Source organism: Duganella sp. Dugasp56 (genome assembly GCF_047304105.1).
GTDB lineage: Bacteria > Pseudomonadota > Gammaproteobacteria > Burkholderiales > Burkholderiaceae_D > Rugamonas > Rugamonas hordei.
Window position 1 is genome coordinate 1 of sequence record NZ_JBGLYQ010000044.1, and the last position, 11,971, is coordinate 11,971.

Consider the following 11,971-nt stretch of genomic DNA (forward strand, 5'->3'; position numbering starts at 1 on the left):
CCCCCCCCCCCCCCCCCCCTCTGGGGGGGGGGGGGGGGGGGCGCGGGCCCCCCCCCCCCCCCCGCGGGCCCCCCCCCCACGATGGCGCGGGCGATCGCCACGCGCTGCTGCTGGCCGCCCGACAGCTGGTTCGGGTAGTGGTCCATGCGGGCGCCGAGGCCGACTTTTTCCAGCGCCTCGCGCGCCAGCCGCTGGCGCTTCTTGGCCGACATGTCGCGGTACAGCAGCGGCAGCTCGACGTTGTCGATCACGCGTAGGTCGTTGATCAGGTGGAAGCTCTGGAAGATGAAGCCGAAGGTGCTGTTGCGCAGCTTGGCCACGTGCTTGTCCTTGTACGAGGCGACCGGTGCGCCGCCGACATGGATGGCGCCGCTGCCGGGACGGTCCAGCAGGCCGATCAGGTTCAGCAAGGTGCTCTTGCCGCAGCCGCTGGGGCCCATGATGCAGACGAATTCGGATTTTTCGACGTGCAGGTCGATGTCCTTCAGGGCCAGGGTCTGGACCTTGTCGGTCTGGTAGGTCTTGCTGACGTTTTGCAGGCGTATCATATGCTCTCTCCTTATTGGGCCACGCGGATGCTGTCGCGATCCTTGTAGCGGCTGGTGTCTGAAATGATGAGGCGGTCGCCGGCGCGCGCGCCGGACAGGATTTCCACGGACTTGCCATCGCTGGCGCCGATGTTCAGTGTGGTCTTGCGCGCGATGCCGTCGCGCACCACGAAGATGTCTTGCGGGCCGCGGCCGTTGAAGGCGGGGCCGTTGTCGGCCACCAGGGCGTTGCTCTTTTGTTCGGTGACGATATTGACCTCGACCCGCAGCTTGTTGCGCAGCATAGGGTGGCTGGGTTGCGCCAGCGTGACCAGCAGCTTGACGGTGCCGTTCTGGATTTCCGGCAGGATGGTCTGGACCGTGCCGTCCAGCCGCACGTTGCCTTGCTCGATGCGCACCGGCTGGCCGGCGCTGAGCGCGCGGGCGTGGAAGTCGGACAGCGAGGCTTCGACCTTGTAGTTGCTCAGCTCGGACACCTTGGCCACCAGCTGGCCGGTGGCCAGGCTGGCGCCTTCGTCGGCCAGCAGCCAGGTCAGCATGCCGGCGAACGGCGCGCGCACCTGGGTTTGCGCCAGCAGCTGTTCCTGTTGCTGCAGCTGCTTTTGCAGGATGTTCTTTTGCAGCCGCGCGCCTTCGATGCTGGAGGAGGTGACGCGCTTGCTGTCCTCGATCTGCTCGTGCTGCTGGCGCAGCTGGATCTCGTTGCGCTTGACGTTCAGTTCGGCTGTCAGCAGGTCCTCGGCCGACACGCCGCCGGCCTTGCGCAGGGTTTGATAGCGGCCCAGCTTGACGCGGGTCGCCTGCAGGTCCAGCTCCAGCAGTTCGATGGCGCTGACGATCTGCTTGCGTTTCTGTTCCATTTCCAAGGTCAGCGCGAGGATGCGGTTTTCCTGCTGCGCCAGCTGCTCCTTGATGCCGTCGATGGCGAGGATGATGGTGCGGTTGTCCAGCTCCAGCAGCAGTTCGCCTTGCTTGACCTGTTGGCCCAGCTTGGCGTAGACCCTGGACACGCGGGTCTGGATCGGGCTGGAGACGAGTTCCTCGTGGACCGGGATCACCAGGCCGGAGGCGTTGATGGTGTTGGCGATATTGCCGACGCGGACTTCCGCCAGCAGCACGCTGGCCGCGTCGACGCTGGGGCTGACGACGCGGTTAAGGCCCCATGCCGCCGCGCACAGCGTGGCGAGCGCGGCGGCGATGACGATGGCCGTCCTGCGGTTGCGGCGGGAGATGATTGTCGGGCTGAGCGCCTGGTCCATGGGGATGCGATGAGTGAGTTTGCGTTGCTCCCTCTATTGCAAGCCCCGTGCCACGCGGTTGATATAAAGACAAAACCATATAAATCAAAGGCCTAGCATGAGTGAGCCGGGCGCTGCCGCATGCAGCGCATGCCCGTCTCCGCCCAACATCGTCCGTATCCGGACACCCTTGAAAGGATAGGCCATGGACCTTCTTCAGTTTCTGGCTTGGGCCGTTGTACATATGAGGCTGTCGAGGATAATGCTACTATCAATTTTGGTAGCCATGGTTTCTGCATTTATCTTCGCCGAAGCCCATTATCTCATCGGTAGATCATGAGGGCGTTCATCATGAAAAATCCACTTGAATCGTTTTTTGAATACGTCGCGGTTCGCGAGCAGCGTGAGCGCCTGATGACGTGGCTGACCGCGATAGCGGTTGTCCTTGGTGTAGGCTATACAATCGCAGTAATCATCTATTTGGCCACGCATTAGCTAAATACTTACTCATGCTGGTGTAGGCGAAATCCTGGCCGTCGATGTTGAACATGGCGGCGATTTCGCCGGTTTTGTGGAAGCCGTTGCGTTCATAGAGTTTGATGGCGGGCGCGTTCACGGACAGCACCTGTAAATCTATCCATTCCAATCCCGCCGATTCCTGTGCCCACTGCGCCGCGTGCGGAATCAAGCGGTTGCCCAATCCTTGTTTGCGATGCTCCCGGTCCACGCCCATGCCAAGCAGGCAGCGATGACCGGTGTAGCGTTCCGCATGGGCGCGCAGGTCGATGTGGCCGGCGATGCGGCCTTCGCCGTCGCGTGCCACCCATACTCGCCGCCAACCCGTCATCCCGACTTCGGTCGCCATGCCGGTCTTGAACGCCTCGGCCTTGTCGGCAGGGAAGCGCGAGTCGTCGCGCGACAGCGGCTGGAAATAGGCGGTACCGTCCCGGCCGTTGTCGGACAGGTGGTCGTTGAGGTAAAGAAGGAAAGCGGCGAAGCCGGCCGATTCCAAGGCTTCGATGTGCAGTGGATTCATGCCGCGATTGTAGCGTGGCCGGCGCCGTCAGCGGCTGAGAGATGTTAGTTGTGTTTATTGAAATCGTTTTCATCTACACTATGCACTCCTATTCACTGCCAAGGTTGATGGAACATAATGACTACAAACACCTCCCGCCTGGATGTCATCGACGCTTTGCGCGGCTTTGCCATTGCTTCGATATTGCTGTTGCACAACATCGAGCACTTCGACTTCTATTTTCTCCCGACCGGTTTGCCCGCTTGGCTGCAAGCGGTGGACAAAACAATCTGGGATAGCCTGTTCTTCCTGTTCGGCGGCAAATCCTATGCGATCTTTGCGCTGCTGTTCGGCATGACGTTCTACATCCAGAATCGCAACCGGGAACTGCGCGGCGAGGACTTCCGCCCCCGCTTTGCCTGGCGACTGGTGTTGCTTCTGGGATTCGGCATATTCAATTCAATGTTTTACCACGGCGATATCCTGAGTATTTATGCCGTATTGGGATTGGCGCTGATACCGGTGGCGCGGCTGCGCAGCGGCCTGGTATTGGCGATTGCGGTATTTTTACTACTGCAACCTTATGCCTGGATTGAATTCTTTCAGGCGTTGCCTGCGCCAAATGAAAAACTCGCGGACCCTGCATCATGGGCTTATTTCGGCCGTGCAGAGAAATATATGGCACATGGATCCGCGTTCCAGGTGTGGTGGGGTAATTTAACCAACGGGAAGATCGGTGTTATCCGTTGGAGTTGGGAAAATGGCCGCATATTCCAGATTCCGGCTTTATTCATGTTGGGTATGCTGGCTGGGCGAAAAGAGCTGTTTATTCCATCCGATGCGAATAAGTTGTTTTGGCGGAAAACACTGCTGACAGCGGCGCTGGCATTTATTCCGCTGTACCTGCTGAAATCCAATCCGGATGCCTGGCATATAGGCGAAGCCATCCGTCGCCCGCTGTTGGTAATTATTACCTCCTGGTCGAACCTCGCGTTTATGGTGGTTCTGGTATCCGGATTTACGCTACTGTCTTATTCCGGAAATTGGCTAGGAATATTCTCTCCACTAGGCCGTATGAGTCTGACCTGTTATGTGACGCAATCCGTTGTCGGTACATTGATTTATTATGGATTCGGCCTGGGCATGTATCAATATACCGGCGCCAGCTTTGCCTTGACGATAGGCGTGGTACTGGCCTTGCTGCAGCGGCAGTTCAGCGTGTGGTGGCTGCGCAGCCACAAGCAGGGACCGCTTGAAACGCTGTGGCACAAAGCCACCTGGGCCGGTGCCCGTAGTGAAGCCATGCCAAATATTGGCGTGAATATACCAAAAAATGGCTAGGGAAGGGCGAGCGGCGGGTATGGCCGCTCGCCGCCTTTATTCGTCGTCGGGGGAGATCCATTGAATGCGGCCGTGACCGGCCTCATTCAATCGGTGGACCAGCTGTGCTGCCGCGCTATCGGGCAGGCTGAACTCAAATTGAACGTGATCTGAATGGACCACATTATCGAGGCGGGCGCCGGCAGATTCTATTTCCCGGCGCACCATACCCTCCATCGCATAAGGCGCGGTGCAGGTCAGGTAATGCAGCTTGATAATGGCGACTTTATCGGCTTTTAATAATGCCTGGGCCACGCTGTCGGTATAAGCGCGCACCAGGCCGCCTGCGCCGAGCTTTACCCCGCCGAAATAACGGACCACGGTCGCCAATACACCTTCCAGATCCTGATGGCGTAATACATCGAGCATCGGCCGGCCGGCGGTTCCACTGGGTTCGCCATCATCGACGGCAGCTGATTGACCGCCCGCTAATAATGCCCAGCAAACGTGGGCGGCACCTGGATGTTGCGCCCATAATTCCGCCACCACTTTTTGCGCTGCAGCCCGGTCGGCCATAGGCTGGACGCAGGCGATAAAGCGGCTTTTTTTAATCAGCAATTCGCTGTGGACGGGTGTGGCGATAGAGAAGGGCATGGCGGGGATTTCTGGCACGACGGCGGTGTAAACCGGGTCATGGTGCCAGAAATCGGAGAGAAAGACAAAACGTCTTAGCGGTTGGTAATGCGCAGGCCGTCGCTGTCGGTGAAGTTGCCAATGACGATGATAATGAAGTCGATCAGCGCCCAGATGCCGAAACCGCCAAAGGTGAGCAGCATCAAAATGCCGGTGCCGATTTTACCGGCATAGAAGCGGTGCACGCCCAGGAAACCAAGGAAAAAGCACAGCAATACGGTGACGACGAAGTCCTTGTCGGATTTGGGGGCGCCGGATGCGGTGACGTGTTGCGGCGCGCCGCAATGTGGGCAAGAAGGAGCCGTTTCGTGAATTTCTTTACCGCAGCCGCGGCAGAATACCATGCCCATTTTTTCCTTTTGTAGGTTTAGTTGATGAAATGATGGACGGGGCTGGCAGCCCCGGCGGAGCATTATAGGTGGCCCATAGGCAATGCTTTCTCTCCAACTGTAACGATCTGCTAAAATCCAGGGCCATCACCCCGAGTATTGAGATATGAGCAATTCCTCCCCCGCGACCCACTTGCCCGCCACGGACAGCGACCAGGGGGAAGACGACGACCTGATGCGCCGGCTCGGACTGGCCGCCAAGGGCATCGTGCTGGCGCGCCAGGAGGGCCGGGTGTTCCTGCGGCTCAGCGGCATCATCGAATATGGCGGCCTGAAGGTGCCGTACGACCTGGTGCCGGCGCAGGGCGTGCTGGCCAAACCGTCCAAATGGCGCAAGATGGATACGGACACCCGCTCGTCGCTGCTGCGCGAGCGCGCCAGCGACGAGGTGATCGCCGAGCTGCACGGCTTCGTCAGCGCTTTCGTGACGGAAATGTCCGACGCCTGCGACGACTGCGGGCTCGACGCGCAACCCTTCCTGGGCGCGCTGGCCGACATGCAGATCTCCGAGCCGGCCGGCACCGTGTTCGACCGCATCCGCCAGCGCCTCGAGCATGCCGTCGAGCGCGAGATGGAGGAGCAGCACGCCGAGCGCACGCGGCAAAGCATCAACCTGGCCGAATATCCCGCCTCGTTCGACGTGGCGCGGCGCATGAAGCGCAAGTTCATCGCGCTGCTGGGGCCCACCAATTCCGGCAAGACCCATCAGGCGATCGAAGCGCTGGCCAAGGCGCCCAGCGGCGTATATCTGGCGCCGTTGCGGCTGCTGGCGCTGGAAAACTATGAACGCCTGCAGGGCATGGAGCAGCACGGCAAGCCGCTGAAGGTCAGCCTGGTGACCGGCGAGGAGCGTCGGCTGGTGGCGGGCGCGACCCATGTCGCCAGCACGGTCGAGATGCTCGACACGCGCACGCCGGTGGATGTGGCCGTGGTCGATGAAATCCAGATGCTGTCCGACCGCGACCGCGGCGCCGCCTGGACCGCCGCCGTGTGCGGCGCGCCGGCGCATGTGGTGTACCTGGTCGGCGCGCCGGAAGCGCGGCGGGCGATCGAGGTGCTGGCTGCGCGGCTGGAGTGCGAGCTGGAGGTGCATGTGCTCAAGCGCAAGGGGCCGCTGTCGATGGAAGCGTCGGCCGTGCGCAAGATGAGCAACCTGCGCCGCGGCGACGCCGTGATCTGCTTCTCGCGCCGCGAGGTGCTGATGTGGCGCGACATGGTGACCGAGCTGGGCCTGTCGGTCGCCACGGTGTACGGGAATCTGTCGCCGGAAGTGCGGCGCGCGCAGGCACAGCGCTTCCGCGACGGCGCCGCCGATGTGGTGGTCGGCACCGATGCGATCGCGATGGGCTTGAACATGCCGATCGCGCGCATCATCATGACCACCACCGTCAAGTACAACGGCTACGAAGAGGAAGAGATTCCGGCCGCGCTGGCGCGCCAGATCGCCGGCCGGGCGGGGCGCTTCGGCGTGCATGAGGAAGGGCTGGTGGCCGGCTACGACAACGAGACGCACAAGGTGATGCGCTCGCTGCTGCAGGAAAAACCGGTGCCTTTGAAGACCACCGGCTTTGCCGTCGCGCCCACGCTGGAGCATCTGCACCGGATTTCGTCGGTGACCAACGAGCACGGCCTGGCCAAGCTGCTCAAGCGCTTCGTGCACAACATCGACGTGCCGGACGGCTTCTTTTATCCGCGCATCACAGAGGACCAGTTCGAGCGGGCCGCGTGGCTCGATACGCTGGAGCTGACGGTGGCGGAAAAGTTCGCGCTGTCGCTGGTGCCGATCTCGTCCAAGGTGCCGTCGCTGCAGCGCGCATGGGAGCATTGGGCGACCGCGCTGGCGGCCAAGAAGATCACGCCCATCAAGCCGGAGCAGAACCCGCTGCACTTCATGAACCTGCAGGAGGTGGAGGATGCGTGCCGGCTGTATTCGGCCTATGCGTGGCTGGCGTATCGCCAGCCCGAATATTTCCCCGACACGGAAGCGGCGCAGCAGCTGTCGCGCCAGGCTTCGGAGCGGGTCGACTCGATCCTGCAGGATCAGAACTCGGCTGCACGCAAGCGGCAACCGAAGAAGTTCCGCCGCTGAAGGCGGTTTACAACTCCTGCATTGACTCCCGATTGGTTGTCGATACTGTAATTTTGAGAATTACATCTCGGTAACTTGCGCCACCGATTTCCCAACCTCGGCTATTATGGCGCCCGGCCGGCAAATCACTAGCAATTTGCTTGCCTGGCATGCTGTGGAGGAATAAATGCATATGGCAAAAATAGGAATGAATTTGGTCGCAGGGAGAATTTCGAGAGCAACGGAGGCGGTTTCGCCTCAGTTTGGCCTCATTAACTTGTTGAAAGCGGGAGCAGCGCAGCTGATCGTCCTGCATCACCTGGCGTTTTATGGCCCGATGGCCGATCACGTCCGCCCCCTGTTGCCCGCCTTGATCGACTGGCTGGGTACCAGCGCGCGCATTGCCGTGCAGGTATTCCTGGTCATCAGCGGTTTTCTGGTTGCCAAATCGCTCACTCCCTCCGGCTATCCTGGACTTCGCGATCCCTTGGGGGCGATCTGGCGGCGCTACGCCAAGCTGGCGCCTCCCTTTATTGTGGCGACGCTGCTTGCCGTCGTGGCCTCCGGCGTGGCCCGCACATGGATGACACATGATTCGATTTCGGCGCCGGCGACCTTGAGCCAGCTGGGCGCGCATATGCTGCTGCTGCACGGCGTGCTGGGCTACGAGTCCCTGTCGGCCGGCGCGTGGTATGTCGCCATCGATTTTCAGTTGTATGCGCTGATCGCCTTGACGCTGTGGCTGGCCGGGCTGGTCGCGGGCAAGCGCCCATGGCTGTGGCTGATGCCTGTGGTGATCGCGTCGGGCATCATGTTCTCCCTGCTGTATTTCAATCTGGATGCCGACTGGGATAATTGGGCGCCGTATTTCGTCGGCAGCTACGGCCTTGGCATGATGGCTTGGTGGGCGAGCGATGCGCGCCGCAAGCCGGGCGCTGTATTCCTGCTCGTGCTGATGGCGCTGGTGCCCGCGCTGGTCGCGCTGGTGGTGGACTTCCGCAGCCGCATCGCGCTGGCGCTGGTGGTCGCCTGCGTGTTGTTCCTGTTCGGCCGCGTGAAAACCGTTTCGGACGGCCAGGGATGGTCTGTCGTCAACGGCCTGGGCCGGATATCGTATTCGGTATTCCTGATTCATTTCCCCGTGTGCCTGCTGGTGAACGCAGTGTTCACCCGGTTTGCTCCCGCCGAGCCGCAATGGCAGGCCATGGGCATGCTGGTCGCGTGGGCCTCCAGCCTGTTAGCCGGCGCCTTCTTCTTCGAATGCGTTGAAACTCCGCTGGGCCGCGTCTTCCAGTCGACTGCGCGACGTGTTGTTGTGCGGCCGTTGCCGGCATAGGCCTTTGCCAGCCGCGCGGGTTGGACATACAATTGCGGCCGACCGGGATTTTTACCTCGGATTGGATAAAAAAGGAAAATAATGAGTTTGCCGCAATATATTACGATCAATGGTACGTCCTACGCATCCGAGAAGCTCAGCGATGCCGCAAAAATGCAGGCAGTGAATGTGCAGATAGTGGATGCCGAGCTGGCCCGCCTGCAGCAGCAAGTGGCAATCGCCCAGACCGCCCGCAACACCTATGTCGCCGCGCTGATCGAATCGGTGAAAGGCAAGGGCGAAGCCGTCGCCGCTGAAAAGCCAAAGAAGCCGCGCGCACCGCGCAAGGCCAAGGCCACGGCGGAAGCTTGATAAGATCGACTGCAGGAAACGGAAAAGCCCACGAACCGAAATTTGTGGGCTTCCTTGATTTATCTCGGTAGGCCATACGGGACTCGAACCTGCGGCTAATGCCTTAAAAATCCGCGAAACAGCAGGCATTGGCTCACCACGCCGCTGTAAGTCCCTTGGTCGCCTCAGGCGTACCTATTCGTCAATTGGCCTGCGCTGGCTCGCTAATATATCTGGTATCACTGATTTTAAAGGTCTGATATTCAGATTTTTTATTGATGAAACTTCTGGTTTTTCTTTTCTTACAGTGATAGGCTTTGGAGGCAACTCGTAGCCTGTCATAATCTTAAGAGCAGCGTTTTTCGTGAAATATCGAAGAACGTGTTCCTGAAGAACAGTTTTAGTCGGACTCAGCGACCTAGCCAGTAATAATGTGTACGCCTCCTTCTTTTCGGTCGTATTCAAACAGTTGATTTGGTCAACTTTTAAAAAGGCCTTAGCGATATGCTCCCAAATTCTTATTTCTGGTTCTGGATTTTTCTCGCGAGAGAAAGAGTCATACCAGCTTTCTTCGCATTCTGGAAACACTTCCTGAAGAATAGCGTCGATGGTAGATATTCTTTCTTTTTGAAGTTTGCTTAATGTACTAGTTCCAATGGGTAGTTGCCTGATCTTGTCAATAGGGATTGATAGGATCTCGCCATACTTTTCTTGGTATTGATCACTTGGAGGTAACTCCGGTTCTTGGACAGTGATCAAATCCACTGTAATGATGGGGCGCTCATGCTGGCGATCAATATTTATTTCCGAGCAAACGTCGAAAACTATTTGTCGAGCTGCCATAGCAGAAATTCTAAAGAATTCTCTAGATTCATTTACACGATAGGCCGCAAGACGCCGATGGACTTGGCGTTCTGCAATGCGACAGTCTGCAACGCTACACGCAAACAGTACGTCAAATGGCTCCGGTACACCGGTAGCTCCATTGTATATTTGCTTTGCTCGAGCATTCACTTGTTTATTTGTCATTCCAATCTTTAAAACATTTTGCTGAAAAGATCGGTTTTTCAAAATGTATAGCTGACTGGCTTCCATATTGTCCCCGGTGAGATATGGGAGGAAAAACACTCCCTAACATTGTGTTTTCTTAAAGATGAGCATGTCGATCGTTGATCAGGATATTTTCGGGCTGGGTTTCAGGCAACACAGATGACTGTGTTTATGTACAGTATAATCGAAGATCAATTTGCTAGCTAGCAAAGATTGATTTTTGTTTCATGAGTGAGGAGAGGCGAATCCCTCGGTTAGTTACGGCAGTGAGATGGAACGGAAAGCCAGAAATGGACCAGAAACAAAAAAGCCCACGAACCGAAATTCGTGGGCTTTTCTGAGATGTCTTGGTAGGCCGTGCGGGATTCGAACCTGCGACCAACGGATTAAAAGTCCGCTGCTCTACCAGCTGAGCTAACGACCCAAGGGTGCTTCGGTGGTAGGCCGTGCGGGATTCGAACCTGCGACCAACGGATTAAAAGTCCGCTGCTCTACCAGCTGAGCTAACGACCCCCGAAGAAGCGAGATTATAGGGGGTAACCACGCTAACTGTCAAATACCCCCAAGTAATTATTTACCGCTCAGGCGCTCTTTGGCCGCCGCTGCCGCCGTCGAGTCCGGATAGGTCTTGATCAGGTCCTGCAGCGTTTTCTTGGCGGCCTTATCCTTCAACTCGGTCTGGCAGCTGGCGATGTTCAGCATCGCGTCCGGCGCCTTCGGGCTGTCCGGATAGTTCTTCAGCACCAGCAGCTGGGCCGTGATGGCGCTCTTGCAGTCGCGCTGGGCGTAGTAGGCGTTGCCCAGCCAGTACTGCGCGTTGGACGCATAACTTGAGCCCGGATAGCGCTGGACGAACTCCTGCAGCGCCGCGCCGGCCGCCTTGTAGTCGCCGGCCTTGAAGGTCTGCATCGCCGCTTCATAGGTGCGCTGTTCGTTCGGGTCGACCTGGGCGGTCTTGCCGTCGATCGTCACTTCGCGCGGCTCCAGCTTGCGCAGGCGGGTGTCGAGGTCGACGTAGAAGTCTTTCTGGCGCTTTTGCGCGTTGGCGATATCGTTGGCCAGCACTTCGATCTGGCCGCGCAGCTTGGCCACTTCCTGCAGCGTCACTTCGTTTTGCGAGACCAGGTCCAGCGTGCTGGATTTGTCGGATTTGGTGTCCAGGCGGGCGTTCAGCTCGATGCGCATGGCTTCGACCTTGGCGCGCAGGTCGAGCAGGGCCTTGCGGGCCTCGTCGTCGTCGAACAGACCGGCGTGGGCTTGCAGCGGCAGCCAGGTCAGCGCGGCCAGCAGGGCGGCGCTCAGGCCGGATTTGGAGAGTTTCATCATGTCGGGCGCTTTCACACAAATCTAAATGGAAACGGGGCAGGACGCGGTGTTATCCGCATGCCGCCCCGTATTATGCCTGTGACCCGGCAAAAGGGTAGTGCTTTCGATTACTTGTAGACGATGTCAGCACGACGGTTTTGCGCCCATGCTTCTTCGTTCGAACCGGTGGCTTTTGGTTTTTCCTTGCCCAGCGATACGGCTTCGATCTGCGATTCCGGCACGCCCAGGGTGCTCATGGCTTTACGGACGGCTTCCGCGCGCTTCTGGCCCAGGGCCAGGTTGTATTCGGCGCCGCCGCGTTCGTCGGTGTTGCCTTGGATCAGGATCGAACGGTTTTTGTTCTTGGCCAGGTAGGCGGAGTGGTTTTCCACCACTGGCTTGCCGTCGGCGCGCACGACGTAGCTGTCGAAGTCGAAGTAGACGCTACGGTTGGCCAGCACGCCTTTTGGATCGTCCAGCGGATCCAGCGATTTGGTCTCGACCGGGGCGACGGTGCGGGTGTCGGCTTGTGGCGCAGGCGCTTTTTCAACTGGACGCTCAACCACTGGTGCCGGCTCGGCAACTTTGACCGGGGTCGAGCAGGCGGACAGGATGGCGGCGGTGGTGATGATGAAAGCTAAGCTGCTGAGTTTGCGCATTTGATTCTCCTAGTAGTGAA

The 11,971-nt window shown here is 58.8% G+C and carries 13 protein-coding genes and 2 tRNA genes; 5 read left to right on the top strand and 10 right to left on the bottom strand.

Features of this window, described 5'->3' with window-relative positions; genetic code table 11:
• A partial coding sequence (locus tag ACCD07_RS25485; RefSeq protein WP_413448950.1) for an ABC transporter ATP-binding protein occupies positions 1–548 on the bottom strand: 548 nt, incomplete at its 3' end.
• Positions 549–559: 11 nt separating this feature from the next.
• Positions 560–1,807, bottom strand: a complete 1,248-nt coding sequence (locus ACCD07_RS25490) for an efflux RND transporter periplasmic adaptor subunit (protein WP_413448951.1) — start codon at positions 1,805–1,807, stop codon at positions 560–562.
• A gap of 330 nt (positions 1,808–2,137) precedes the next feature.
• On the opposite strand from ACCD07_RS25490, the gene ACCD07_RS25495 reads away from it, so the two are divergent.
• The gene (locus ACCD07_RS25495) at positions 2,138–2,281 is read left to right on the top strand and encodes a hypothetical protein (protein ID WP_353405240.1); all 144 of its coding nucleotides are present in this window, start codon (positions 2,138–2,140) and stop codon (positions 2,279–2,281) included.
• On the opposite strand, the gene ACCD07_RS25500 is transcribed toward ACCD07_RS25495, so the two are convergent.
• Positions 2,259–2,822 carry an N-acetyltransferase family protein gene (locus ACCD07_RS25500; RefSeq protein WP_413448952.1) on the bottom strand — a complete coding sequence of 188 codons (564 nt, stop codon included), beginning with the start codon at positions 2,820–2,822 and terminating at the stop codon, positions 2,259–2,261. The two genes, ACCD07_RS25495 and ACCD07_RS25500, sit on opposite strands and share 23 nt — an antisense overlap.
• A gap of 117 nt (positions 2,823–2,939) precedes the next feature.
• Between ACCD07_RS25500 and ACCD07_RS25505 the strand changes: the two genes are divergently transcribed.
• Positions 2,940–4,142, top strand: a complete 1,203-nt coding sequence (locus ACCD07_RS25505) for a DUF418 domain-containing protein (RefSeq protein ID WP_413448953.1) — start codon at positions 2,940–2,942, stop codon at positions 4,140–4,142.
• A 36-nt stretch (positions 4,143–4,178) separates the two neighbouring features.
• Here the strand turns inward: ACCD07_RS25505 and ACCD07_RS25510 are convergent, their stop codons facing one another.
• The gene (locus ACCD07_RS25510) at positions 4,179–4,775 is read right to left on the bottom strand and encodes a YigZ family protein (RefSeq protein WP_176653555.1); all 597 of its coding nucleotides are present in this window, start codon (positions 4,773–4,775) and stop codon (positions 4,179–4,181) included.
• A gap of 74 nt (positions 4,776–4,849) precedes the next feature.
• Positions 4,850–5,164, bottom strand: coding sequence for an NINE protein (locus ACCD07_RS25515; protein WP_353405235.1), 315 nt, complete (start codon positions 5,162–5,164; stop codon positions 4,850–4,852).
• Positions 5,165–5,309: 145 nt separating this feature from the next.
• On the opposite strand from ACCD07_RS25515, the gene ACCD07_RS25520 reads away from it, so the two are divergent.
• The 3 genes from ACCD07_RS25520 to ACCD07_RS25530 all read left to right on the top strand — a co-directional run bounded on the left by ACCD07_RS25520 (position 5,310) and on the right by ACCD07_RS25530 (position 8,958).
• Positions 5,310–7,292 (top strand): helicase-related protein, encoded by a 1,983-nt coding sequence (locus ACCD07_RS25520; RefSeq protein ID WP_413448954.1) that lies wholly within the window; start codon positions 5,310–5,312, stop codon positions 7,290–7,292.
• 166 nt (positions 7,293–7,458) lie between these two features.
• On the top strand, positions 7,459–8,607 hold the full coding sequence (locus tag ACCD07_RS25525; protein ID WP_413448955.1) for an acyltransferase family protein: 1,149 nt from the start codon (positions 7,459–7,461) through the stop codon (positions 8,605–8,607).
• Positions 8,608–8,688: 81 nt separating this feature from the next.
• The gene (locus tag ACCD07_RS25530; RefSeq protein WP_176653558.1) at positions 8,689–8,958 is read left to right on the top strand and encodes a DUF6447 family protein; all 270 of its coding nucleotides are present in this window, start codon (positions 8,689–8,691) and stop codon (positions 8,956–8,958) included.
• Between the two features lie 174 nt (positions 8,959–9,132).
• On the opposite strand, the gene ACCD07_RS25535 is transcribed toward ACCD07_RS25530, so the two are convergent.
• The 5 genes from ACCD07_RS25535 to pal form a co-directional block, all read right to left on the bottom strand.
• Positions 9,133–10,032: a GIY-YIG nuclease family protein gene (locus ACCD07_RS25535; RefSeq protein ID WP_413448956.1), complete on the bottom strand. Its 900-nt coding sequence runs from the start codon at positions 10,030–10,032 to the stop codon at positions 9,133–9,135.
• Positions 10,033–10,335: 303 nt separating this feature from the next.
• A tRNA-Lys gene (locus tag ACCD07_RS25540) sits at positions 10,336–10,411 on the bottom strand.
• A gap of 13 nt (positions 10,412–10,424) precedes the next feature.
• Positions 10,425–10,500 (bottom strand) — tRNA-Lys (locus ACCD07_RS25545).
• Positions 10,501–10,557: 57 nt separating this feature from the next.
• Complete coding sequence (ybgF, locus tag ACCD07_RS25550) at positions 10,558–11,313, bottom strand: tol-pal system protein YbgF (protein WP_413448957.1); 756 nt, start codon at positions 11,311–11,313, stop codon at positions 10,558–10,560.
• 107 nt (positions 11,314–11,420) lie between these two features.
• Positions 11,421–11,951: a peptidoglycan-associated lipoprotein Pal gene (pal, locus tag ACCD07_RS25555; protein WP_176653560.1), complete on the bottom strand. Its 531-nt coding sequence runs from the start codon at positions 11,949–11,951 to the stop codon at positions 11,421–11,423.
• Positions 11,952–11,971: the final 20 nt, after the last annotated feature.

Bases quoted from the DNA above. Each gene is read 5' to 3' on its own strand.
- ACCD07_RS25500 (WP_413448952.1), bottom strand. From the start codon at position 2,822: ATGAATCCACTGCACATCGAAGCCTTGGAATCGGCCGGCTTCGCCGCT.
- ACCD07_RS25490 (WP_413448951.1), bottom strand. From the start codon at position 1,807: ATGGACCAGGCGCTCAGCCCGACAATCATCTCCCGCCGCAACCGCAGG.
- ACCD07_RS25510 (WP_176653555.1), bottom strand. From the start codon at position 4,775: ATGCCCTTCTCTATCGCCACACCCGTCCACAGCGAATTGCTGATTAAA.
- ybgF (WP_413448957.1), bottom strand. From the start codon at position 11,313: ATGATGAAACTCTCCAAATCCGGCCTGAGCGCCGCCCTGCTGGCCGCG.
- ACCD07_RS25530 (WP_176653558.1), top strand. From the start codon at position 8,689: ATGAGTTTGCCGCAATATATTACGATCAATGGTACGTCCTACGCATCC.
- ACCD07_RS25505 (WP_413448953.1), top strand. From the start codon at position 2,940: ATGACTACAAACACCTCCCGCCTGGATGTCATCGACGCTTTGCGCGGC.
- pal (WP_176653560.1), bottom strand. From the start codon at position 11,951: ATGCGCAAACTCAGCAGCTTAGCTTTCATCATCACCACCGCCGCCATC.
- ACCD07_RS25520 (WP_413448954.1), top strand. From the start codon at position 5,310: ATGAGCAATTCCTCCCCCGCGACCCACTTGCCCGCCACGGACAGCGAC.
- ACCD07_RS25525 (WP_413448955.1), top strand. From the start codon at position 7,459: ATGCATATGGCAAAAATAGGAATGAATTTGGTCGCAGGGAGAATTTCG.
- ACCD07_RS25495 (WP_353405240.1), top strand. From the start codon at position 2,138: ATGAAAAATCCACTTGAATCGTTTTTTGAATACGTCGCGGTTCGCGAG.
- ACCD07_RS25515 (WP_353405235.1), bottom strand. From the start codon at position 5,164: ATGGGCATGGTATTCTGCCGCGGCTGCGGTAAAGAAATTCACGAAACG.
- ACCD07_RS25535 (WP_413448956.1), bottom strand. From the start codon at position 10,032: ATGGAAGCCAGTCAGCTATACATTTTGAAAAACCGATCTTTTCAGCAA.